Origin of the sequence: Brenneria uluponensis, assembly GCF_032395385.1 — a bacterium.
In the GTDB taxonomy this organism is placed as follows: Bacteria; Pseudomonadota; Gammaproteobacteria; order Enterobacterales; family Enterobacteriaceae; genus Prodigiosinella; species Prodigiosinella aquatilis.
In genome coordinates this window covers 3,611,811-3,634,559 of sequence record NZ_CP135917.1, presented here as the reverse complement: position 1 = coordinate 3,634,559, position 22,749 = coordinate 3,611,811, and the positions used below count along the sequence as shown (strand labels likewise).

20 protein-coding genes and 1 other RNA gene are annotated in these 22,749 nt (G+C 45.7%); 14 read left to right on the top strand and 7 right to left on the bottom strand.

Features of this window, described 5'->3' with window-relative positions:
- Positions 1 to 15: 15 nt before the first annotated feature.
- The gene (locus RS889_RS16925) at positions 16 to 594 is read right to left on the bottom strand and encodes a lipoprotein (protein WP_021014972.1); all 579 of its coding nucleotides are present in this window, start codon (positions 592 to 594) and stop codon (positions 16 to 18) included.
- A gap of 328 nt (positions 595 to 922) precedes the next feature.
- Between RS889_RS16925 and bolA the strand changes: the two genes are divergently transcribed.
- The 8 genes from bolA to RS889_RS16885 all read left to right on the top strand — a co-directional run bounded on the left by bolA (position 923) and on the right by RS889_RS16885 (position 10,954).
- The gene (gene bolA, locus RS889_RS16920; RefSeq protein ID WP_021014973.1) at positions 923 to 1,237 is read left to right on the top strand and encodes a transcriptional regulator BolA; all 315 of its coding nucleotides are present in this window, start codon (positions 923 to 925) and stop codon (positions 1,235 to 1,237) included.
- A 291-nt stretch (positions 1,238 to 1,528) separates the two neighbouring features.
- On the top strand, positions 1,529 to 2,833 hold the full coding sequence (gene tig / locus RS889_RS16915; RefSeq protein ID WP_315708091.1) for a trigger factor: 1,305 nt from the start codon (positions 1,529 to 1,531) through the stop codon (positions 2,831 to 2,833).
- A 377-nt stretch (positions 2,834 to 3,210) separates the two neighbouring features.
- Entirely contained in the window at positions 3,211 to 3,834 is a 624-nt protein-coding gene (clpP, locus tag RS889_RS16910; protein ID WP_021014975.1) for an ATP-dependent Clp endopeptidase proteolytic subunit ClpP, read from the top strand.
- Between the two features lie 172 nt (positions 3,835 to 4,006).
- Complete coding sequence (clpX, locus tag RS889_RS16905; protein ID WP_021014977.1) at positions 4,007 to 5,281, top strand: ATP-dependent protease ATP-binding subunit ClpX; 1,275 nt, start codon at positions 4,007 to 4,009, stop codon at positions 5,279 to 5,281.
- Between the two features lie 191 nt (positions 5,282 to 5,472).
- Positions 5,473 to 7,833 carry an endopeptidase La gene (gene lon / locus RS889_RS16900; RefSeq protein ID WP_021014978.1) on the top strand — a complete coding sequence of 787 codons (2,361 nt, stop codon included), beginning with the start codon at positions 5,473 to 5,475 and terminating at the stop codon, positions 7,831 to 7,833.
- A 201-nt stretch (positions 7,834 to 8,034) separates the two neighbouring features.
- Positions 8,035 to 8,307: a nucleoid-associated protein HU-beta gene (gene hupB, locus RS889_RS16895; RefSeq protein WP_021014979.1), complete on the top strand. Its 273-nt coding sequence runs from the start codon at positions 8,035 to 8,037 to the stop codon at positions 8,305 to 8,307.
- A gap of 250 nt (positions 8,308 to 8,557) precedes the next feature.
- A complete protein-coding gene (ppiD, locus tag RS889_RS16890) occupies positions 8,558 to 10,435 on the top strand; it encodes a peptidylprolyl isomerase (protein WP_315708090.1) in 1,878 nt (625 codons plus the stop codon).
- 141 nt (positions 10,436 to 10,576) lie between these two features.
- Positions 10,577 to 10,954: a ComEA family DNA-binding protein gene (locus tag RS889_RS16885; RefSeq protein ID WP_021014981.1), complete on the top strand. Its 378-nt coding sequence runs from the start codon at positions 10,577 to 10,579 to the stop codon at positions 10,952 to 10,954.
- A gap of 335 nt (positions 10,955 to 11,289) precedes the next feature.
- On the opposite strand, the gene queC is transcribed toward RS889_RS16885, so the two are convergent.
- Together queC and RS889_RS16875 are read right to left on the bottom strand one after the other, a co-directional pair.
- Positions 11,290 to 11,985 carry a 7-cyano-7-deazaguanine synthase QueC gene (queC, locus tag RS889_RS16880; protein ID WP_021014982.1) on the bottom strand — a complete coding sequence of 232 codons (696 nt, stop codon included), beginning with the start codon at positions 11,983 to 11,985 and terminating at the stop codon, positions 11,290 to 11,292.
- Between the two features lie 128 nt (positions 11,986 to 12,113).
- Positions 12,114 to 13,178, bottom strand: coding sequence for a PLP-dependent cysteine synthase family protein (locus RS889_RS16875; protein WP_021014983.1), 1,065 nt, complete (start codon positions 13,176 to 13,178; stop codon positions 12,114 to 12,116).
- Positions 13,179 to 13,295: 117 nt separating this feature from the next.
- Between RS889_RS16875 and RS889_RS16870 the strand changes: the two genes are divergently transcribed.
- The 5 genes from RS889_RS16870 (at position 13,296) to amtB (ending at position 19,357) form a co-directional block, all read left to right on the top strand.
- Entirely contained in the window at positions 13,296 to 13,757 is a 462-nt protein-coding gene (locus RS889_RS16870) for an Lrp/AsnC family transcriptional regulator (protein ID WP_290182067.1), read from the top strand.
- An 83-nt stretch (positions 13,758 to 13,840) separates the two neighbouring features.
- Positions 13,841 to 15,610, top strand: a complete 1,770-nt coding sequence (locus RS889_RS16865; protein ID WP_315708089.1) for a SmdA family multidrug ABC transporter permease/ATP-binding protein — start codon at positions 13,841 to 13,843, stop codon at positions 15,608 to 15,610.
- The gene (locus RS889_RS16860; RefSeq protein ID WP_021014986.1) at positions 15,603 to 17,387 is read left to right on the top strand and encodes a SmdB family multidrug efflux ABC transporter permease/ATP-binding protein; all 1,785 of its coding nucleotides are present in this window, start codon (positions 15,603 to 15,605) and stop codon (positions 17,385 to 17,387) included. The genes RS889_RS16865 and RS889_RS16860 overlap by 8 nt, the downstream gene beginning before the upstream one ends.
- A gap of 303 nt (positions 17,388 to 17,690) precedes the next feature.
- Positions 17,691 to 18,029, top strand: a complete 339-nt coding sequence (gene glnK, locus RS889_RS16855) for a P-II family nitrogen regulator (protein WP_002208627.1) — start codon at positions 17,691 to 17,693, stop codon at positions 18,027 to 18,029.
- Positions 18,030 to 18,070: 41 nt separating this feature from the next.
- The gene (gene amtB / locus RS889_RS16850) at positions 18,071 to 19,357 is read left to right on the top strand and encodes an ammonium transporter AmtB (RefSeq protein WP_021014987.1); all 1,287 of its coding nucleotides are present in this window, start codon (positions 18,071 to 18,073) and stop codon (positions 19,355 to 19,357) included.
- Between the two features lie 80 nt (positions 19,358 to 19,437).
- Here the strand turns inward: amtB and tesB are convergent, their stop codons facing one another.
- Positions 19,438 to 20,301 (bottom strand): acyl-CoA thioesterase II, encoded by an 864-nt coding sequence (tesB, locus tag RS889_RS16845; protein WP_315708088.1) that lies wholly within the window; start codon positions 20,299 to 20,301, stop codon positions 19,438 to 19,440.
- 355 nt (positions 20,302 to 20,656) lie between these two features.
- Positions 20,657 to 20,977, bottom strand: coding sequence for an MGMT family protein (locus tag RS889_RS16840; RefSeq protein WP_021014989.1), 321 nt, complete (start codon positions 20,975 to 20,977; stop codon positions 20,657 to 20,659).
- Positions 20,978 to 21,131: 154 nt separating this feature from the next.
- Between RS889_RS16840 and ffs the strand changes: the two genes are divergently transcribed.
- Positions 21,132 to 21,228, top strand: an RNA gene (gene ffs, locus RS889_RS16835) — signal recognition particle sRNA small type.
- A 355-nt stretch (positions 21,229 to 21,583) separates the two neighbouring features.
- Here ffs and RS889_RS16830 read toward each other — a convergent pair.
- Positions 21,584 to 21,787: an HHA domain-containing protein gene (locus RS889_RS16830; RefSeq protein ID WP_021014990.1), complete on the bottom strand. Its 204-nt coding sequence runs from the start codon at positions 21,785 to 21,787 to the stop codon at positions 21,584 to 21,586.
- 53 nt (positions 21,788 to 21,840) lie between these two features.
- Positions 21,841 to 22,209, bottom strand: coding sequence for an Hha toxicity modulator TomB (gene tomB, locus RS889_RS16825; protein ID WP_315708087.1), 369 nt, complete (start codon positions 22,207 to 22,209; stop codon positions 21,841 to 21,843).
- Between the last annotated feature and the right edge of the window lie 540 nt (positions 22,210 to 22,749).

Sequence of the window (22,749 nt, the reverse complement as noted above, 5' to 3'; positions counted from 1 at the left end):
AAGCGGAATGAACAGTTAATGGGAATTGGTCTTGATAAAACTGCTTATGCTGGTGTCTTGTGCCATATCGTTAATGACATCACCTAACACCTGGTTAACTGCTTTGGTTATTTTGTCATTGGTGGCGGTCAGTACGCCTTGAACATCATAAGTAGCGCGATAGTTTTTTACTTGTTTATTACCATTTGTTGCTTGAGCGATGATAGAAACATCCGCACGAGTAGTGATGCTATAGCGCAGGTCACCTTCAGTGACATCGGCGTACAGTTTATTAACAACGATCTGCAATGCTACTGGGCCACCGGTACCAATCATATAACCACGGGCCGCCATTTGTTTTTCCAGGGCTTCCTGTAACAGAAAGCGCAGATCGCGGGAAGCCTTTAGGGTAACCAGTTGACCATCACGGTTAACTTTGGCCAAGGCTTGATCAGTTCGCTGATCAACACCATTGATACTAATTGTTATCCCCATCAATGTAGGATCCTGCGAAGGAAGCGTAATCTTGGGAGTAATCTCAAGCGTATTACTTTTGCTCGCGCATCCTGCGAGTATGAGTGCGGCGAACAGGGGTAAAATGAATTTTTTTAACATGCGTATTTTCTCAGTAATGATTAGGGGCGTTAGCTGATAAACATTCCTGCCATCATATCATTGCCACTAATAAGGGAAAGAGCTGAGAGTGGTTAATATCATCCGAATGCTCTCTTTTTCGGGCTAATCCGGATGTTTGATTTTTTACTATAAACTGATGGCGTAATACACGCTGGCGGTGCGCGCGTTTTTTTGTTACTTATCACTTGAGTAAAGCTATTCATATCAGTGAAAACACCGCTAATATTGGATTGAACAGAGAGTTTATAACATGATGAAAACACCGATAGATATTGCTCCTTTCCCTAAGATCTAAAAGGGTAATTGTATGATTCGTGAGAATATTGAAGCTAAATTACGCTCCTCATTTGCACCAGAGCACCTTGAAGTGATCAATGAAAGCTATCGCCACAACGTACCTGCTGGTTCTGAAAGCCATTTCAAAGTTGTCGTGGTCAGTGAGCATTTTTCCGGTGAGAAGGTGATCAGTCGCCACCGTGCAATTTATGGTGTATTAGCCGAAGAGTTGGCGGATTCGGTGCATGCGCTGGCATTGCATACTTATACCCCAAAAGAGTGGAATGACCTGAAAAATGCAGTGCCTTCTTCTCCACCTTGTGGTGGCGCAGGGCTGACAATTTAGACCTTCAGGCACGCTTTTCGAGAGTGCACGGATGCCATGGTGCGAAAAGTGTGAATCTCCTTCTCTAATAGAGTGGTTACTCTCCTCGACTCATTCTATCTATATCGCTATAATGCTGCGTCTTATTTTCCGGAATGTATTCGGGACGCTTCTGACTAAAGGGAACAGGGCTCTGGTAAAGTAGCCATCCTGGTTCTGTTAGACTGTGATCAGCAGAACATCTACTGAGATGTTCTTCATGAAAATGGCCCTTGGGGTTGACCGAGCACTGTGATTTTTTGAGGTAACAAGATGCAAGTTTCTGTTGAAACCACTCAAGGCCTTGGGCGCCGCGTAACGATTACCGTTGCTGCTGATAGTATCGAGACTGCTGTTAAGAACGAACTGATCAGCGTGTCTAAAAAGGTTCGTATCGACGGCTTTCGTAAAGGCAAAGTGCCAATGAACATCGTTGCTCAGCGTTATGGTGCATCCGTGCGTCAGGACGTGCTGGGCGATTTGATGCAGCGTCATTTTGTTGACGCCATCATCAAAGAAAAAGTTAATCCTGCTGGTGCTCCGAACTATGTTCCGGGTGAATATCAGGAAGGTGTTGATTTCACTTACTCTGTGGAGTTTGAAGTTTATCCGGATGTGGAGCTGAAAGGTCTGGATACAATTGAAGTCGAAAAACCGCTGGTTGAAGTGACTGATGCTGATGTTGACATCATGCTGGAAACGTTACGTAAACAGCAGGCAACATGGAAAGAAACTGATCGCGCAGCCGCGGCAGAAGATCGTGTAACTATCGATTTCACCGGTTCTGTCGACGGTGAGGTGTTTGAAGGTGGTAAAGCGTCCGATTTTGTACTGGCAATGGGTCAGAATCGTATGATCCCTGGCTTTGAAGATGGTGTTGTGGGCCATAAAGCCGGTGAAGAATTCACGATTGATGTAAATTTCCCTGAAGATTACCATGCTGAAAACCTGAAAGGTAAAGCGGCCAAGTTTGCTATTGTGCTGAAAAAGGTTGAAGAGCGTGAATTGCCAGAATTGACGGCTGAATTCATCGAACGTTTTGGTGTTGAAGACGGTTCTGTTGACGGCCTGCGTGCCGAAGTACGTAAAAACATGGAACGTGAACTGAAAAGTGCTATACGTAACCGTTTGAAATCACAGGTTATCGATGGGCTAGTGGCAGCGAATGAAATCGATGTCCCTGCTGCGCTGACTGATGGTGAAATTGATGTTCTCCGTCGCCAGGCCGCACAGCGTTTCGGTGGCGATGAAAAGCAGGCGTTGGAATTGCCACGCGAGTTGTTTGAAGAACAAGCCAAACGCCGTGTGGTTGTTGGGCTGTTGTTAGGTGAAGTTATTAGTGTCAACGAATTGAAAGTGGATGACGCTCGCGTTAATACACTAATTGCAGAAATGGCTTCTGCTTATGAAGATCCAAAAGAAGTTATTGATTTCTACAAGAAAAATAAAGAAATGATGAACAATATGCGCAATGTCGCTTTGGAAGAACAGGCGGTTGAAATGCTGCTATCCAAGGCGAAAGTGGTTGAAAAAGTTGTCAGCTTTAATGAGCTGATGAACCAGACCACTGCCGCATAATAACGATTCCCCTCGGGGAAGCGTTGAATCAGGTAGAGCCCGCAGTCTTGCCGCTGTGGGCTTTTTTCTACCCAGCTACCTACGGTCGTTGATATGAAATCCCCGGCTAACGCTACCGAATTTGCACTATCATTAGTGATGAAGCCTGTTTTCATAACGATAAGGCTTTAATCAAGATTAATCACTGGTGTAAGCTTGAAAACGGATGCAGGATACCCCAATTGATTAGCAACAGTACATGTCGCACCGTCAGGGATTCCGATTGGTTTTGTTGTGTTAAAGGGATTGGCGAACTGGATGCCTGAGCATGGTCTTCACTCTATATCTCAAGTAGAATCAGGCGATATACGCCGAATGTATTTATCTAGGAGACATTAATGTCATACAGTGGCGAACAAGAAACACAAGCTCCACATATGGCTCTGGTGCCGATGGTGGTTGAGCAGACTTCGCGTGGAGAACGTTCTTACGATATTTATTCACGATTACTGAAGGAACGTGTGATTTTCCTGACTGGTCAGGTAGAAGATCACATGGCAAACCTGATTGTGGCTCAGATGCTGTTTTTGGAAGCCGAAAATCCTGAAAAGGACATCTACCTGTATATTAACTCTCCAGGCGGGGTCATTACTGCCGGTATGTCGATTTATGACACCATGCAGTTTATTAAACCGGATGTTAGTACCATTTGTATGGGGCAAGCTGCATCGATGGGGGCATTCCTGTTGACGGCTGGTGCCAAAGGCAAGCGTTTCTGTTTACCTAACTCACGAGTGATGATTCATCAGCCGTTGGGCGGATTTCAGGGACAGGCCACAGATATTGAAATCCATGCCACAGAAATCCTTAAAGTGAAAGCAAGGATGAATAAATTAATGGCCACTCATACGGGACGGTCTCTTGAATCGATAGAAAGAGATACTGAGCGAGATCGTTTCCTCTCCGCTAATGAAGCGGTAGACTACGGTCTGGTAGATTCCGTATTAACCCATCGTGAGTAATGTTAATGTTATGCGCGGGGAAGTGGTTTGTAGTAGTTAGAATCAGTGTTCGGCCGAATAGTCTGTTGTGCGAGTCGTTGTTGCGCGTATTGGCTAGAAATGTCGGTGATCGCTGTGACGCTATCGCTGTATGGTTGTCCTGCGGGCAAGAGACTAAAGAAGAGGTTTACTGATGACAGATAAGCGCAAAGACGGTTCAGGAAAGTTGCTGTACTGCTCTTTCTGCGGCAAAAGCCAGCACGAGGTTCGTAAGCTGATTGCCGGGCCGTCAGTGTATATCTGCGATGAATGTGTTGACTTGTGTAACGACATTATTCGCGAAGAGATTAAAGAAGTGGCCCCGCATCGTGAACGTAGTGCGCTACCAACGCCACACGAAATTCGTCACCACCTGGATGATTATGTCATCGGTCAGGAACCGGCGAAAAAAGTACTGGCAGTCGCGGTATACAACCACTACAAGCGCTTACGGAACGGTGACAGTAAGAATGGTATTGAGCTGGGTAAGAGTAACATTCTGCTGATTGGCCCAACCGGTAGCGGTAAAACGCTATTGGCAGAAACGCTGGCACGTTTTCTGGATGTCCCCTTCACCATGGCGGATGCTACTACGCTTACCGAAGCCGGTTACGTAGGTGAAGATGTCGAAAATATTATCCAGAAACTGCTGCAAAAATGTGATTACGATGTACAAAAGGCACAGCGTGGTATTGTCTATATTGACGAAATTGACAAAATTTCTCGTAAATCAGACAACCCTTCTATCACTCGTGATGTCTCGGGTGAAGGGGTTCAACAGGCGTTGTTGAAACTGATTGAAGGCACTATTGCAGCGGTTCCTCCTCAGGGGGGTCGTAAACACCCTCAACAGGAATTTTTACAGGTAGATACGTCTAAAATTCTGTTTATCTGCGGCGGTGCTTTTGCTGGTCTGGACAAGGTTATTGAACAGCGTACCGATACTGGGCGTGGCATCGGTTTTGGTGCCACAGTCAAAGGTCCGTCACAGAAAGTGACGGAAGGTGAGCTGCTAAGCCAGGTTGAACCGGGTGATCTAATCAAGTTTGGTTTGATTCCTGAGTTTATTGGCCGTTTGCCTGTTGTCGCGACATTGAAAGAGTTAGATGAGAAGGCGCTGATCCAGATTTTGCGTGAACCGAAAAATGCTTTGACCAAACAGTATCAGGCACTGTTTAAACTGGAGGGTGTGGATCTGGAGTTTCGTGATGAAGCACTGACAGCAATTGCCAAGAAAGCAATGGCTCGTAAAACAGGAGCACGTGGTCTTCGTTCCATCGTTGAAGCTGCTTTGCTGGATACCATGTACGATCTGCCTTCTCTGGAAAATATTGATAAAGTTGTGATCGATGAATCAGTCATCGCTGACCAATCTGAACCACTGCTGATTTATGGTAAACCGGAAGCTCAGCAGGCATCTGGCGAATAAATAGCCGAAAAAATGAAACTAAGCGATAAAATGGGGGGGGGTTATCCCCCCCATTCGTTTTTACGCGTATTCTGGTCGTTGAATGTAAGATATTTATCCCCATATACTCGATACCTAGAGGTGAAACCCGTGATGACCGAGTTTCACGAGATTCCCTTAACCTGGCGGAAATGAAACTAAGAGAGAGCTCTATGAACCCTGAGCGTTCCGAACGCATAGAAATCCCCGTATTGCCATTGCGCGATGTGGTGGTTTATCCGCACATGGTCATTCCGTTGTTTGTTGGTCGGGAGAAATCGATTCGGTGCCTTGAAGCCGCCATGGATCATGATAAAAAAATCATGTTAGTGGCGCAGAAAGAGGCATCAACGGATGAGCCAAGTGTTAACGATCTTTTCTCGGTGGGGACGGTAGCCTCCATTCTTCAGATGCTAAAATTGCCCGATGGCACTGTTAAGGTACTGGTTGAAGGCCTACAGCGAGCTCGTATTACGACGTTATCTGACAGCGGTGAGCATTTTGCTGCTCAGGCCGAGTATCTGGATTCGCCGGCAATTGAAGAGCGTGAGCAAGAAGTTCTCATGCGCACGGCTATTAATCAGTTTGAAGGCTACATCAAGCTGAATAAAAAAATCCCTCCTGAGGTACTTACCTCACTGAATAGCATTGAAGATGCAGCTCGTCTTGCTGATACGATAGCGGCGCATATGCCGCTGAAGTTGGCGGACAAGCAGTCTGTACTGGAAATGTCAGATGTGACTGAGCGTCTGGAGTATCTGATGGCGATGATGGAGTCGGAAATCGACTTGTTACAAGTTGAAAAACGGATCCGTGGCCGCGTTAAGAAACAGATGGAAAAAAGTCAGCGTGAGTATTACCTGAATGAGCAGATGAAGGCTATTCAGAAGGAACTGGGCGAAATGGATGATACGCCCGATGAGCATGAAGCGCTGAAACGTAAGATTGATGCCGCTAATATGCCGAAAGAGGCGCGGGAAAAAACCGAAGCTGAGTTGCAGAAATTGCGGATGATGTCGCCGATGTCTGCTGAAGCGACAGTGGTCCGTAGCTATATTGACTGGATGATCCAGGTTCCTTGGCATGCGCGCAGTAAAGTGAAGAAAGATTTGGTTAAGGCACAGGAAACGCTGGATACCGATCATTATGGTCTGGAGCGTGTTAAGGATCGTATTCTGGAATACCTTGCCGTTCAAAGTCGCGTGAGCAAAATCAAGGGGCCCATTTTGTGTCTGGTCGGGCCTCCGGGAGTGGGTAAAACATCCTTGGGTCAATCTATTGCCAAAGCGACTGGGCGTAAGTATGTCCGTATGGCGTTGGGCGGGGTGCGTGATGAAGCAGAAATCCGTGGTCATCGACGGACTTATATTGGTTCAATGCCAGGTAAATTGATCCAAAAAATGGCGAAGGTGGGGGTGAAAAACCCACTGTTCTTATTGGATGAGATCGACAAAATGTCTTCGGACATGCGTGGTGATCCAGCATCGGCATTGTTAGAAGTGCTTGATCCTGAACAAAATGTGGCATTCAACGATCATTATCTGGAAGTCGATTATGACCTTTCTGATGTGATGTTTGTTGCGACGTCCAACTCCATGAATATCCCGGCACCGCTGCTGGACCGTATGGAAGTGATTCGTTTGTCCGGTTATACCGAAGACGAAAAGCTCAATATCGCTAAAAAGCATTTGATGCCAAAGCAGATTGAGCGCAATGCACTGAAAAAAGGTGAATTGACCGTTGAGGATAGTGCTATTACTGGCATTATTCGTTATTACACTCGGGAAGCGGGTGTGCGTAATCTGGAACGAGAGCTCTCCAAACTATGCCGTAAGGCAGTGAAAACATTACTGATGGATAAATCTGTCAAGCATATTGAAGTCACTGGCGATAATCTGAAGGACTTTCTGGGTGTACAGCGTTATGACTATGGCCGGGCAGATGATGAAAATCGAGTCGGTCAGGTAACCGGGCTGGCCTGGACAGAAGTGGGTGGGGACTTGCTGACTATCGAAACGGCTAGTGTGCCAGGTAAAGGGAAGTTGACCTATACCGGTTCATTGGGCGAGGTGATGCAGGAATCCATTCAGGCAGCGCTGACAGTAGTAAGAGCCAGAGCAGATAAACTGGGTATCAATGCGGATTTCCATGAGAAACGGGATATCCATGTGCATGTGCCCGAGGGGGCAACGCCAAAAGACGGTCCAAGTGCGGGGATTGCCATGTGTACCGCGCTGGTATCTTGTCTGACGGGGAACCCGGTTCGAGCGGATGTGGCCATGACTGGTGAGATTACGTTACGTGGGTTGGTTTTGCCCATTGGTGGATTAAAGGAAAAACTGTTGGCAGCTCATCGCGGTGGGATTAAAACAGTGTTGATTCCTGAAGAGAATAAACGTGATCTGGAAGAGATTCCGCAGAATATCATTGCTGACTTGGATATTCATCCAGTGAAATGCATTGAGGAAGTTCTGTCTATAGCATTGCTGAATGCACCTTATGGTATGCAAGTGGTCACAGCTACGGCCAAATAGTGACCTATAGCAAAAACCATTGATAAAATAAGGGCTGGTAAGTTAAATGATGCTTGCCAGCCTTTTTTTGTACCGCTAATTTAGAGCACTGTTAGGTTTATCGATAACGTTTGGGATGACTTGGCAGAATCTATATAAAGTTACGTATCGTGTTTTTAAAAAAGACATCATGATTACAAGATTTCAGAGGGGGATGAAAGTGTGAACAAGTCACAATTGATCGATAAAATTGCCGCAGATGCTGATATTTCCAAAGCGGCAGCAGGGCGTGTGTTAGATGCAATTATTGGGTCTGTTACCGAATCTCTGAAAACAGGAGATGACGTTGCTTTGGTGGGATTTGGCACTTTTTCTGTGCGTGAACGCGCAGCACGTACTGGCCGCAACCCACAGACCGGAAAAGAAATTAGTATCCCGGCAGCAAAAGTGCCGGGCTTTCGTGCCGGTAAAGTGCTGAAGGATGCAGTTAACTGATCATTGGACAGAAAAGCTCTGGGAATGCTGGTTTCTCCCGGAAACATTACCTGACGCAAAGTTACTGGTAGGGTAAGATAGAGGGCACGCCATTTTATGGTGTGCCTTTTTTACTGATAGTCAGGATTATTATTATCAGTCAAAAGGTTGAATGCGCCCTAGCCGGTTTCGGCTATAGCAATAGCAAGGACGTATGGCTACGGCTTGCGCAGGGAGTTTTATCCATTCTACAGCGGAGTGTTGTCACATTATGATGGACAATTTACGCGCGGCCGCTAATAACGTCGTGCTTAAAATTATTCTGGCCTTGATCATCGGTTCATTTGTGTTGACTGGCGTAGGCAGTTACCTGGTTAGTGGTTCAGGTGATTATGCTGCGAAGGTTAATGGACAGGAAATTTCCCGTGCTCAACTGGAGCAATCGGTACAGAACGAGCGTAGCCGTCAGCAGGAAATGCTGGGGGAAAATTTTTCCGCTTTGGCTGGTAACGATGGTTACATGAAGCAGATGCGTAATCAGGTATTGTCGCAATTGATCGATGAAGTGTTGTTGGATCAGTACGCACATAAGCTTGGTTTGAGCATTAGCGATGAGCAAGTTAAACAGGCGATTTTTGCAGTGCCGGCATTCCAGACCAATAATCGGTTTGATAACGAAAAATACCTGGCTCAGGTTCGTCGTCTTGGCCTGACAGCCGATGCTTACGCTCAACTATTACGCAAGCAGTTGATTACACAGCAATTGATTCATGGACTAGGTAATACCGATTTTCTGTTACCGAAGGAAATCGATAACTTGATTTCTATGGCGGCACAGGACCGGACTATTCGTACTGCGACTATCAATATTGCTGATCGTGCGAAAACCCAAACGGTTACCGATGAAGAGATACAGAACTTCTATAATCAGAACAAGAGTCGTTATCTCGCGCCTGAACAGTTTAAAGTCAGCTATATCATGCTGGATGCTGCCGCTATCATGGATAAAACCACGGTAGATGATGCAGCCGTTACTCAGTATTACGATCAGCATAAAAGCGATTTTTCTCAGCCAGAGCGTAAGAGATATAGCGTGATTCAGGTTAAAAGTGAATCTGATGCTAACGCTGTTCTGGATAAGCTGAAGAAAGGGGCTGATTTCGCTACCTTGGCTAAAAAAGAATCGACAGATGTCATTTCTCGTCTTAAGGGCGGTGATCTGGGCTGGATGGATGCTGATTCCACGGTGGATGAACTGAAACAGGCTAACCTGACGAAGAAGGGCCAATTATCTGGTGCGATCAAGTCTTCAGTCGGTTATCTGATTGTTCGGTTGGATGACATTCAGCCTCAGCGTATCAAGCCACTGAATGATGTCAGAGACGAGGTGGTTGCCAAGGTTAAGCGCGAGAAGGCGCTGGATGCATATTATGCGTTGCAGCAGAAAGTGAGTGACGCTGCCACCAATGATAATGAATCTTTGGCATCGGCTGAGCAGGTTTCAGGCACCAAAGCTATATCGACGGGTTGGTTTACACGTGACAAGCCGCCAGCAGCGCTGAATTTCCAGCCGGTGACCCAGGCCATTTTTGGCGGTTCCCTGTTAGGTGAAAATGGGGCGCCGGGCAATAACTCTGATGTCATCACCGTTGATGGTGATCGTGCTTTTGTTCTCCGGATCACTGATCATAAAGCTGAAACGACTCAACCACTGGACCAGGTTCATGATCTGGTGGTTCAGACCCTGAAGCGTCAGAAAGCAGAGCAACAGGCCCGGGTAGAAGCTGAAAAAATTCTGGTCGATCTGAAACAAGGCAAGGATGATAGTCTTAAGGCCGCAAGCTTGAGTTTCAGCGAACCAAGAACTATGTCCTCTGTTGCTCAGAATGATGTGATGGCTGAGTCTGTTTTCTCTTTGCCACATCCGCAGAAAGATAAACCTTCTTATGGAATTGCTCAGGATCAGGCCGGTAATATTGTGTTGGTAGCGCTAGATAGCGTTAAGCCGCACACCCTGGAAGAACAACAGAAAACGCAGTTTGTTTCCCAGCTTGAACAAGGGGCTGTTGGCACACTGTTTGATTCGCTGATTAGCAGCCTGCGTAGCAAAGCAACAATCAAACTGGGTAGAGTCATCCAGGAACAGTAATCGTCCTCGCAAACATCTGCAAATCTCTGCAATAAACAAAGGCCGCTTTCGCGGCCTTTTCCACATTTTAACTTTGAGGTTTGCTGATTATCTGACGTTGCGGCAATGTGATGATGCTGTCAAACACAAGGAGGAAACAGCATGAAAAAGTCAGGAATAAAAGCGCTTTGCCTGATTGTTGGAATGGGATTGTCTGGTTTAACGGTAATGGTACAAGCCACTACGGTTGAACAGAAAGGTGCACTGGAAAAATCATCGGAGGTTATGAAATCGTCTGTACCGAAACAGAAACTGGAAAAAGCAATCATAGCTGACAGCGATGAAGACGAGGTAAATATCAATACGGCAACAGCAGAGCAACTGGCGGCGATTATGAATGGGGTCGGCTTGAAAAAAGCACAAGCTATTGTTACCTACCGTGAGCAAAATGGTCCTTTTACCCAGATAGAACAACTCCAGGAGGTTCCAGGGATTGGTGCCGCGCTGGTCGGACGGAATCTGTCTCGTTTAAAACTGTGATATTGTTCGCGGCCTGGTGTGGCAGATTCACCTGGCTGCGAACCTTTGCCATGCGTATCAATTGAACAGGTTCTTTCCTGAGACGACTATTGTAAGACAACACAAACCCGTATCACTGTTCGTGGCTATAATATTGGCATTTTCATCATGTAAACAGTGCTTGCTACCTGGGGTCCCTGAGGCAGTACGTTTGGGGGATATTCGTCCGGTCCATTCTCCGGAGAATGGACCGAATTGTGCCTGAGATTATAACCATCTCAGATAATAGATGAGAGTCATATCAAAGGACGGTGTTCAGACTAGGCAGTGATCATTATCTGATCGTCTTTGTATAATTACTGCAAGCCTGTCTTATGGCGCAGTGACGCCATGACCCCAACGGGATCCTGATGGTATTCTTCCAGACCTTTGGCGCGTAAGTGGCAGGCTGCACAGTGGCCGCATCCTGCACCTTTGATACCGTTGTAACAAGTCAGAGTATTATTTCTGACCGTATCCAACTGATGGTAGTAATCGGCCAGGGCCCAGGTTTCAGCCTTATTCAGCCACATTAAAGGTGTTACGAAACGAATGTCTTTGGCCAATCCGAGAGCAATGGCCTGATTAAGCGCTTTGACAAATTCGTCGCGGCAGTCTGGGTAACCGGAAAAATCCGTTTCACAAACACCAGTGATTACGGTTTCGGCACCAACTTGATAGGCATAAATTGAGGCTAGCGTCAGAAACAGAATATTACGTCCGGGAACGAAAGTACTGGGAAGTCCCTGAAGGTCGGCTTCAAATTCAGGTACCGGAATGTTGTCACGAGTCAGGCTGCTTATGGCTAATTCATTAAGTAAACCGACATCAAGCACCTTATGCGATCTGGTCCCCAGTTGTTGTGCGAGCGTTTTGGCTACTTCAATTTCAGCTCGATGACGTTGTCCATAGTCGAAGGTAACGCAATGGACTTCATCATATTGCTTCAGTGCCTGTATCAGGCAGGTCGTGGAATCCTGTCCACCACTAAAAACAACAACTGCGCTTTTCATTCTGATTCACCTTACCGGGGATGAGTCTCCATGCTGTTATATAACATCGGTCATATAACTTCACGTATCATAGAAAAAGATATGGTACCTGAAAAATCTCCCGCTGTTCAGCGAAGGATTCCAGGGGATCAAACCGGCGTGCATTCATCATTGGTTTTTTCTGCTAATTGTTGGAAATAAGGTGCAATATCGCCGATGTTCTCCGCTACCCAGTAAGGGTTGTAGTAGGTATCCAGATAACGCTCACCACTGTCACACAGTAGGGTAACGATAGAACCCCCGCGTCCTTCGTCTACCATTCTTTTAGCCAGTTGTAACATCCCCCAGACATTGGTTCCGGTGGACGGACCGACTTTGCGGCCCAGAATACTTTCCAGCCAGTAAATAGTGGCAATGCTGGCAACATCGGGTACTTTGATCATTTCATCAATAACGCTTGGGATGAACGACGGCTCCGCACGTGGACGACCAATTCCTTCAATACGGCTGCTATACTGACCGGTAATCATGGGATCTTTATGCTGATAACAGTCATAAAATACCGAGTTTTCCGGATCTACGACGACCAGTTGTGTATCCAGTCCCTTGTAGCGAATGTAACGTCCTAATGTGGCCGAGGTACCCCCAGTGCCGGCGCTCATAACCAGATAATCGGGTACTGGAAATGGTTCACGGGACATTTGCCGGTAAATGCTATCGGCGATGTTATTGTTACCACGCCAATCGGTTGCCCGTTCTGCATAGGTGAACTGGTCCATGTAATGACCATTCAGGTCTCGGGCGAGTTGTTCTGAAACCGCGTAAATCTGTCTGGACTGTTCGACAAAATGGCAACTGCCACCATAAAACGCAATTTGTTCCACCTTGCGTTTTGCGGTACATGCAGGCATGACGGCAATAAACGGTAACCCTAACAGGCGGGCAAAATAGGCCTCTGAAACAGCGGTACTGCCTGAAGATGCCTCAATGATCGGGGTGTTTTCTTTTATCCAGCCGTTGCTTAAGCCGTAGAGGAACAGTGAGCGAGCCAACCGATGTTTCAGGCTGCCGCTGGGATGGGTGCTCTCATCTTTTAAATAAAAATAAATACCGGGATAGTTTGATAATGTCACACGGATCAAATGGGTATCTGCCGAACGTTGATAGTCTGCTTCAATGGTGCTGATGGCTTCTTTTATCCAGGTGTTGGTCATAATGAAAAACTCTGTTGGCAACGATAGCAGTAGCGTAACGGTTACTCAGGAAAAAAAGATTGCCTTTTTCACTGTATATGTACTAAATAGGAGAAATATTTTCTATTAGGTGACGGAATGTTAGATAAAACTGACCGTACTTTACTCTCGTTGTTGCAACAAGACTGCACCTTGTCATTGCAAGTGCTGGCAGATGCGGTGAATCTGACGTCGACACCTTGCTGGAAACGCCTTAAGCGTCTTGATGAAGATGGGTACATCCGGGCGCGTGTGGCATTGCTGGATAGCGATCGACTTGGATTGGTGTTGACGGCATTTGTCTTGCTGAAAACTCAGCAGCATAACAGTTCCTGGTATCGTGAGTTCACCAGTTTTGTTTCGGATATGCCAGAAGTTTTGGCATTTTACAGAATGGCTGGCGAGTATGATTATCTGATGCAGGTTCAGGTAGCTGATATGAAGAGCTATGATAATTTTTACAAGCGGCTGGTTAATGGTATTCCCGGTCTGGTGGATGTAACTTCCAGTTTTGCCATGGAACGTATAAAACATACTACCGCTTTGCCGCTTCAGATATAAAATCTATCAGTCATCAGCTTTATGTATAATATTTCTGTTCAGTATAACAACGACGCTTGCTTAGCAACTGGAATTAAGACTGCGTGAGACTTTTTACTCAACTTGGATGGTATTTTCGCCGCGAATGGAAACGATATTTGAGCGCGGTAATACTGTTAATCATTATTGCCATTCTGCAATTATTGCCACCTAAAGTAGTTGGAATTATTGTTGATGGCGTTACTCAAAATACCATGTCTGCTGCAGCTATCACTCGGTGGATTGGTATTCTTCTGCTTACGGCAATTGTTATTTACCTGCTCCGGTACTTATGGAGCGTGTTGTTGTTTAGTGCGTCCTACCAGTTGGCGGTAGAACTGCGCAAAGATTTTTATTGCCAGTTAAGTCGCCAGAATCCCGCTTTTTATTTGCATCACCGTACAGGTGATTTGATTGCCCGCGCCACCAATGATGTGGATCGTGTAGTGTTTGCTGCGGGTGAAGGTGTCTTGATGCTGGTTGATTCACTGGTGATGGGATGTGCAGTTCTGGTTGTAATGTGTACTCAGATCAGTTGGCAACTGACGTTATTGGCATTAGTACCAATGCCGATAATGGCAATGGTAATCAAGTATTATGGTACGCAGCTCCACCAGCGTTTTAGAGCGGCGCAGGCGGCGTTCTCCTCATTGAACGATCAAACGCAGGAAAGCCTGACCAGTATCCGAATGATTAAAGCTTTTGGTCTGGAAGATTATCAGTCACATCGCTTTGCTCTGGTTGCTGCGGATGCGGGGGAAAAAAATATCCATGTTGCCCGCGTTGATGCCCGCTTTGACCCCACTATTTATATTGCGGTTGGTTTTTCAAACTTGCTGGCTATCGGTGGGGGGAGTTGGCTCGTGATTAATGGTTCGTTGACGCTAGGGCTATTAACCAGCTTTGTGATGTATTTAGGACTGATGATTTGGCCGATGTTGGCACTGGCCTGGATGTTCAATATCGTTGAGCGAGGTAGCGCAGCGTACAGCCGTATACGACAGTTACTCGCGGAGGAGCCGGTTGTTGCAGATGGTAACTGCTCACTTCCCGCAAGCGCAGGAACCTTGGTGGTGGATATTCAATCATTCCATTATCCCGACCATACTCAATCGGTGCTTAACCACGTTAGTTTTACCTTGAAACCAGGCGATGTTCTGGGATTATGTGGTCAGACCGGTTCAGGGAAAAGTACCTTACTGTCGTTAATTTTGCGTTATTTCGATGTTGAGCAGGGCGAAATTCATTATCACCAGACGCCATTACGTCAGATATCGCTGGATGACTTGCGTCATCGCTTTGCTGTTGTCGGACAAACGCCCTTTCTGTTCTCTGATACAGTCGCGAATAATATTGCATTGGGAAGACCGGGTGCTACTCAGCAGCAAATCGAAGAGGCAGCTCGTTTAGCCAGTGTACATGACGATATTTTACGTTTACCTCAAGGATATCAGACTGAAGTCGGAGACAAGGGGGTGATGTTGTCTGGGGGGCAAAAGCAGCGTATTGCCATCGCCCGTGCCTTGTTGCTAAAAGCTGAGATATTGGTGCTGGATGATGCGTTGTCAGCTATTGATGGTCGTACTGAGCATCGCATTTTGCACAACCTTCGCCAGTGGGGTGAAAAACGAACGTTAATTATCAGTGCTCATCGGCTTTCAGCATTGACCAATGCCGATGAAATTTTAGTTCTTCAGCAGGGAAGTATTGTGCAACGAGGAAATCATCAGGCGCTATCACAGCAGGCAGGTTGGTATCGGGATATGTATCGTTATCAGCAATTGGAAGCGGCGTTGGACGACTTACCTGTTGATGGGGAAAGGAAAGATGGATAATTCCCATCCATTATGGCCGACGCTGAAACGGTTGCTTGCGTATGGTTCTCCATGGCGTAAGCCACTAGCGCAAGGTGTGTTGATGTTATGGATTGCTGCTGCGGCTGAAGTCACCGGACCAGCATTAGTCAGTTATTTCATTGACCAACTGGTAGCGAAAGGGAAGTTCCCGCTGTTGATAGTCACGGGCTTGACCGTGGCTTATGTGCTTTTGCAGGTGTTGGCTGCAACATTGCACTATTTTCAGGCCATCGTGTTCAACCGTGTTTCGGTTGGCGTGGTGCAGCAGTTGCGAATTGATGTTATGGATGCTGCGTTGCGCCAGCCGCTGTCTACATTTGATACACAACCTGTTGGGCAACTGATTTCCCGTGTCACCAATGATACTGAAGTGGTAAAAGATCTTTATGTGATGGTGGTTTCCACCGTATTACGCAGTGCTGCTTTGATTGGTGCAATGCTGGTGGCAATGTTCAGCCTGGATTGGCGTATGGCTTTAGTGGTTTTAGCTATTTTCCCGGCAGTTATCATTGTGATGATAATTTATCAACGCTACAGCACGCCGATCGTTCGTCGGATGCGCAGCTATCTGGCAGATATTAATGACGGCTTTAATGAAGTTATTAATGGTATGAATGTCATCCAGCAATTCCGTCAGCAAATCCGTTTCGGTGAAAAGCTGAATGCTGCAAGTCAGTTACATTATCAGACACGTGTGCAAACACTGAGGTTGAACGGCTTTTTGTTGCGTCCACTGATGAGCCTGTTTTCAGCGCTGGTGCTATGTGGTCTATTGATCCAGTTTGGTTTCAGTTCCATCGGCTCTGTTGGCGTCGGGGTTCTGTATGCTTTTGTTAACTATCTGGGGCGTTTGAATGAACCATTGATAGAACTGACGACGCAACAATCTATGTTGCAGCAGGCTGTAGTGGCGGGTGAGCGAATTTTTGAACTGATGGATGGTGCTCAGCAGCAGTACGGTAGCGATCAACAGATGCTCACCAGCGGGCGTATTGATATTGATGATGTCACATTTTCCTACCATGCAGGGAAACCGGTATTACAACATATCTCTTTTACCGTACCCGAACGCGGCTTTGTTGCATTGGTCGGGCATACTGGTAGCGGTAAAAGTACATTGGCAAATTTGCTGATGGGATATTACCCGCTTGATAGTGGGGAGATTCGTCTTGACGGCCGACCATTGTCAACACTGTCTCATCAGGTTTTGCGCCATAATGTGGCTATGGTACAGCAGGATCCGGTGGTGTTGGCGGATTCAATGTACGCTAACGTGGCATTAGGGCGTGCTATCAGTGAAGAAAAAGTCTGGGCAGCACTGGAAGCTGTTCAGCTTGCCGAACTGGTTCGCCGAATGCCGGAAGGTATTCATAGTCGTATTGGAGAGCAGGGCAATAACCTTTCTGTGGGACAGAAACAGTTATTGGCGTTAGCCCGAGTGTTGGTGCAAGCGCCAAAGATCCTGATCCTTGATGAAGCCACGGCTAATATTGATTCCGGGACGGAGCAGGCTGTTCAACAGGCACTAAAGCTTATCCGCGAACAAATCACACTGATTGTGATTGCACATCGGCTATCGACCATTGTAGATGCAGATAGCATCCTGGTGCTCCATCATGGAAAGATGGCAGAGCAGGGTACACATGAACAGTTACTTACCCTTCAGGGTCGCTATTATCAAATGTATCAACTGCAATTGGCGGGAAAAGAGCTCACAGCCACGGAACGACATGAGACTATTACCGAGCTCTCTTGAGTCCCTGTAGTATTTCTTCAGTGCAAAGACACGCACCATAAATTAGCAGCTGTTTCTTTTTTGCCTCCTTAAGATGCACTGCAATTAAGCGTATTGCACCAAAATAGTGCTACCGAAATGTACTATATTCTTCTCTAGTGCTCATATTATAAACCATCATCTGTTTGTTAACGTGAGCCTGTCATGTTTTACCGCTTTGATTAAGATAAATCATTTTATGGCACACCATTTGCTTTATTGGTGGCGTATACACATTTGATAGTGACGGGCGAAGGCCTGGACTTAATGGTTAGGGAGATGAGGATGAAACTGGTTACTGTAGTGATTAAACCGTTCAAGCTGGAAGATGTACGTGAGGCTTTATCTTCTGTGGGCATCCAGGGGCTTACCGTCACTGAGGTGAAAGGGTTCGGACGTCAAAAAGGGCATGCGGAGCTGTATCGTGGTGCAGAGTACAGTGTTAACTTTTTACCGAAAGTGAAAATCGATATTGCTATTGCTGACGATCAGCTTGATGAGGTCATTGATGTGATCAGTAAAGCGGCTTATACCGGAAAAATTGGCGACGGTAAGATTTTCGTCGCTGAATTACAGCGTGTTATCCGCATCCGTACCGGCGAAACTGACGAAGCCGCACTATAACAACTACCTGATTTGGTTTTATGAATAGGGATGAGTGAAAAATGAAGAAACTTTCTTTCTCGTTGAGCCTCGGTGTGGCAGCCATGCTCCCCACATGGGCGATGGCAGATACAGTTGCTATTGATAAAGCGGATAACGCTTTTATGATGATCTGTACCGCTCTGGTACTTTTCATGACTATACCTGGTATTGCATTGTTTTACGGTGGTTTAAACCGTTCTAAAAACGTGTTATCCATGCTGACTCAAGTCATGGTGTCGTTTGCTTTAGTTTGTATCCTGTGGGTAGTTTATGGATATAGTATTGCATTTAGTTCCGGCAATGCGTTTTTCGGTAGTCTGACTAACTTTATGCTGAATGGCATTAATATTAACTCGCAGAGCGGGACGTTCTACCAGTTTATTCACGTCGCTTACCAGGCTTCGTTTGCCTGTATTACTGTTGGTCTGGTTATTGGTGCTATTGCAGAACGTATCCGTTTCTCTGCTGTGCTGATTTTCGTTGCGATTTGGTTCACGCTGTCTTACCTGCCGATGACACATATGGTCTGGGGGGGTGGTTATCTGGCGGCTGATGGTGCACTGGATTTTGCCGGTGGTACGGTGGTGCATATTAATTCTGCTGTTGCTGGCCTGGTTGGCGCATTGTTGTTGGGTAAACGTGTTGGATTTGGTAAAGAAGCATTTAAACCACACAACTTGCCAATGGTATGTATCGGTTGCGCTATTTTGTACATTGGTTGGTTTGGTTTTAACGCCGGTTCGGCCAGCGGTGCCAACAATATCGCTGCACTGGCATTCTTGACCACTGTGATTGCAACAGCGGCCGCTATTCTGGCATGGGTGTTTGGTGAGTGGGTCGCTCGAGGCAAACCTTCTTTGCTGGGCGCTTGCTCTGGTTGTATCGCCGGTCTGGTGGCTATCACGCCTGCTGCAGGTACTGTTGGTATCGGCGGTGCAATGATTATCGGTCTGGCTGGAGGTTTCGCTGGTCTGTGGGGCGTAACGGTATTGAAGAGATGGTTACGTGTCGATGATCCGTGTGATGTGTTCGGTGTCCATGGCGTCTGTGGTATTGTCGGTTGCATCCTGACTGGTGTATTCACTTCTGCCTCACTGGGTGGTACGGGCTATGCTGAAGGTGTGACCATGACTCATCAGGTGTGGGTGCAGCTATTCAGCGTCGTCGTTTGTATTGTATGGTCTGGCGTCGCCGCATTTATTTCTTTCAAAGTTGCGGATATGGCTGTTGGATTGCGCGTACCGGAAGAACAGGAACGCGAAGGTCTGGATGTGAACAGCCATGGTGAGAATGCATACAACCAGTAATCGTTAATTATCCCAAGGCGTGTGACTTCACGCCTTTGCCATTAAACCACCTCTAGTAGGTGGTTTTTTATGTCTGAATTTCAAACACTATGACGGCGTATTACACCTTCCTGAACGCTGGAGGCAACCAAGACACCATCACGGGAGTAAAACTGTCCGCGGACGAATCCTCTGGACCCAGAAGCAGAAGTGCTTTCTACCGAATAAAGCAGCCAATCATCTAAGCGAAAAGGGCGATGGAACCACATTGAATGGTCAATGGTAGCGACTTGCATTCCCGGTTCCAGAAACCCAACACCGTGAGGCTGTAATGCCGTCAATAAGAAGTTACAATCTGACGTGTAGCCCAACAGATACTGGTGTGTCCGTTCATCGTCCGGCATGTCGCCATTGGCTTTGCACCATACATTCCTGAATGGTTTCTCTACTTCGCCTTTGAAAGGGCTGTGAAATTTTACCGGACGTATCTCAATGGGCCTTTCGCGAGTAAACTTGTCGCTGAATTGTTCAGGTAACAGATGCGATATGCTTCGTATAATCTCTTGTTCGGAAAGTAGCCCCTCTGGTAGTGGGACCTGAGGCATGACATTTTGGTGTTCGAATCCGACCTCTCTGTTTTGGAAAGAGGCAGTCATATAAAAAATAGGCCTTCCATTCTGGATGGCGCGAATACGTCTGGTACTGAAACTGTTTCCATCACGTAGTTTTTCTACGTCATAAATGATCGGTTTCTGACTATTTCCAGGCAATAAAAAGTAGCAGTGAAAGGAGTGAACGAATCGTTCAATAGGAACTGTCTGTTTCGCAGCTGAAAGTGCCTGTCCTACAACTTGTCCTCCAAATACTTGCCGTAATCCAAGATCCTCACTTTGTCCGCGAAATAGCCCCTCTTCAAGTTTCTCCAAATTAAGCAGATTAAGCAGGTTCTGCAATGCCTGACTCATAGTTTTATCCTTATTAATAATATGTCTATAAAAAAGAAAATTGACTGGAATAGTAGCTATAAGAGAGTTCCACATGAGGAGATTATAATCAGACAATAAGAAAAAGAGACCTGCCACATGAAATTATGATCTACATTGGGCGTTATCACATTTTCAATTATACTCACTGGGGAGGGGAACTGTCGTTATGATAGGGGCCTCAACCCACAGGGCCTGTATCGCAAGGCCTGCTCCAACTAAACCTCTGGCAATACGGATGCATAACCTATAATAATTCTTTGCATGATCTGTTTATTTAACTTCAGCGTAATAACCTTGAGTCACGACTCTGATGGTGCATCACTCTGAAAGAAATCTAGGATGTGTACTGCCAACGGAAGAGATGTAAATTTATTTTGTTTGTTTCATCAAATTGGATCCCTTCAGCTACAAGGGCGTTTTTTTGTCGCAGATAGTCGTTACCTATCAACGATATTTCCCCTTTACGATTAATAACCCGGTGCCATGGTAGCTTGGTGCATTCAGGGAGGTTTTTCAATATTCCACCAACCTGACGAGCTGCTCGTGGGGAGCCTGCCAAACATGCAATATCTCCGTAGGTGGCAATCTTTCCATAGGGAATGGCCGAAACAATATGAAAAACGCGCTGACGAAAATTATCCTTATTGTTAGGCATTGTAAGTCTCATACTGATTTAGATGATAAAACAGGAAGTATAATACGAGTAATGAGTAAGAAAACAGCGATTAGATGATGTAGGCTTGCAATTACATAATCCATCACAGATAATGCCCTCCGCTTTACACTAGTTGAGCTGTCAATGGGGGCTCTGTCGGTTCTCCCGCAACACTACTCTGTGAATTCGGTCAGGTCCGGAAGGAAGCAGCCGCAGCAGACGATGTGTGTGCCGGGATGTAGCTGGCAGGGCCCCCACCATTTCTGCAATATCAATTCAGCTTTTCTCCGTTCGTGATTAACGACAGTGGTTCTTTAATCGTTATTCAGTCGTAAATGGTTTCTGGTACTCTTATCACATAAGATAAAAAAACAAGATTTTTATTTATCAATGCTGTTGATAGGATGCTTTTGACAAAAAAGAAGTGATTATATTGTCTGTATTGGTTAAGTCATAATTTAAAAGTAGAACAGTACATTATCAATTCTCCCATACAGTTTGTTACAACTTTTGCTATAACACTACATAGCCTATAAAAACAAAAGCCGATATTGATACCGGCCCAGTGTATTTAGCGCTGCTAATGTTCTCGCAATTAATTAACAACTAGCGTACGTATTTCCAAACAGCAACAGGAACCTTGTCATAAAGCTTATTCATAGTCAGCTCGGCCAGGCGGTGGTCAGCTGCAGAATAGAACATTTCTAACTCGTCGTTTGAAAGTTCGTACTTGTTTTTTTCAATAACACGTTCAAGTGTGTCGATGGAGGTGCATTTACGTAAACGCATCAAATAATCGATTTTTTTCATAATAACCTTTATGAATTTTCCTGGATTAGAATAAGTATAAGACAAATTATTGCTTAAGTTTTGACTGCCGCACAGATGCTCTTTTCCGAGAACATTCTGAATAATTGTGACCTAGATTTCTGCCATCTACGTAACTCGCCATCATTGATGCCATAGTTACTAAAAAGAATATAGGTATCGTCTAGGTATTTTTCAACCCGCTCGCAAAGTTCTTCGTCGTTCGGGTATTTAATTTTATAGGTGACAATAAATGCAGCTATATGTTCAATAAGTTCATTTAGCTGAAGATTGACAGCCGACGTAGGGTCATTAACCCAGCCATGGCTACTGTCACCTAACGTAGCGATACTTTCATCGCGCAGATTTTCACATAAGAATCTGAGTTGGGCAATATCATAATGTTTAGGTGAGTACTCATCCATTTCAATCCCTCCGTTAAACCGCGATCAGTGTTACTAGGGTTAACACCTGCTAAACAGGTAGAGTGATGAATTGCAGAAGATAGAATGCCCCCTCAGTATGCCTCGAATTACTGGGTGAAGACCAAACAAAGGCGATGAGGTGAATGTTAAAGAATGACCCAACTTCACTATCAAAAATTATTCTGTCTTAACTATAGCAAAAAAATCAGTCTTACTTGTACCTTGGTGTCATTTTTTGTACCTAACATTGCTATCGGGGTTGCCCCATTTTTCCACATTGCAGTATATTAATCGGCCATTGTCTAATTTTATTTACCTTTTTTTACCTTTAATCCGTGATTGGGGACCGGTTATTTGACTGAGCTTATATGTCTGTCTCGCAGATGAGTATCAATAAAAAGTAAAAAATATTTATCCTATTGTTTTATAAATAATTAAAATAAAATCGGAATGCTATACTGGCACCTCTCTTTAATGGTTATCTGCTCAGCTACATTATCACCATTTCTTTTTTCCATCGTATGGTGTGGAATCGAGGGT

Bases quoted from the DNA above. Each gene is read 5' to 3' on its own strand.
- RS889_RS16925 (WP_021014972.1), bottom strand. From the start codon at position 594: ATGTTAAAAAAATTCATTTTACCCCTGTTCGCCGCACTCATACTCGCA.
- bolA (WP_021014973.1), top strand. From the start codon at position 923: ATGATTCGTGAGAATATTGAAGCTAAATTACGCTCCTCATTTGCACCA.
- tig (WP_315708091.1), top strand. From the start codon at position 1,529: ATGCAAGTTTCTGTTGAAACCACTCAAGGCCTTGGGCGCCGCGTAACG.
- clpP (WP_021014975.1), top strand. From the start codon at position 3,211: ATGTCATACAGTGGCGAACAAGAAACACAAGCTCCACATATGGCTCTG.
- clpX (WP_021014977.1), top strand. From the start codon at position 4,007: ATGACAGATAAGCGCAAAGACGGTTCAGGAAAGTTGCTGTACTGCTCT.
- lon (WP_021014978.1), top strand. From the start codon at position 5,473: ATGAACCCTGAGCGTTCCGAACGCATAGAAATCCCCGTATTGCCATTG.
- ppiD (WP_315708090.1), top strand. From the start codon at position 8,558: ATGATGGACAATTTACGCGCGGCCGCTAATAACGTCGTGCTTAAAATT.
- RS889_RS16885 (WP_021014981.1), top strand. From the start codon at position 10,577: ATGAAAAAGTCAGGAATAAAAGCGCTTTGCCTGATTGTTGGAATGGGA.
- queC (WP_021014982.1), bottom strand. From the start codon at position 11,985: ATGAAAAGCGCAGTTGTTGTTTTTAGTGGTGGACAGGATTCCACGACC.
- RS889_RS16875 (WP_021014983.1), bottom strand. From the start codon at position 13,178: ATGACCAACACCTGGATAAAAGAAGCCATCAGCACCATTGAAGCAGAC.
- RS889_RS16870 (WP_290182067.1), top strand. From the start codon at position 13,296: ATGTTAGATAAAACTGACCGTACTTTACTCTCGTTGTTGCAACAAGAC.
- RS889_RS16860 (WP_021014986.1), top strand. From the start codon at position 15,603: ATGGATAATTCCCATCCATTATGGCCGACGCTGAAACGGTTGCTTGCG.
- glnK (WP_002208627.1), top strand. From the start codon at position 17,691: ATGAAACTGGTTACTGTAGTGATTAAACCGTTCAAGCTGGAAGATGTA.
- amtB (WP_021014987.1), top strand. From the start codon at position 18,071: ATGAAGAAACTTTCTTTCTCGTTGAGCCTCGGTGTGGCAGCCATGCTC.
- tesB (WP_315708088.1), bottom strand. From the start codon at position 20,301: ATGAGTCAGGCATTGCAGAACCTGCTTAATCTGCTTAATTTGGAGAAA.
- RS889_RS16840 (WP_021014989.1), bottom strand. From the start codon at position 20,977: ATGCCTAACAATAAGGATAATTTTCGTCAGCGCGTTTTTCATATTGTT.
- RS889_RS16830 (WP_021014990.1), bottom strand. From the start codon at position 21,787: ATGAAAAAAATCGATTATTTGATGCGTTTACGTAAATGCACCTCCATC.
- tomB (WP_315708087.1), bottom strand. From the start codon at position 22,209: ATGGATGAGTACTCACCTAAACATTATGATATTGCCCAACTCAGATTC.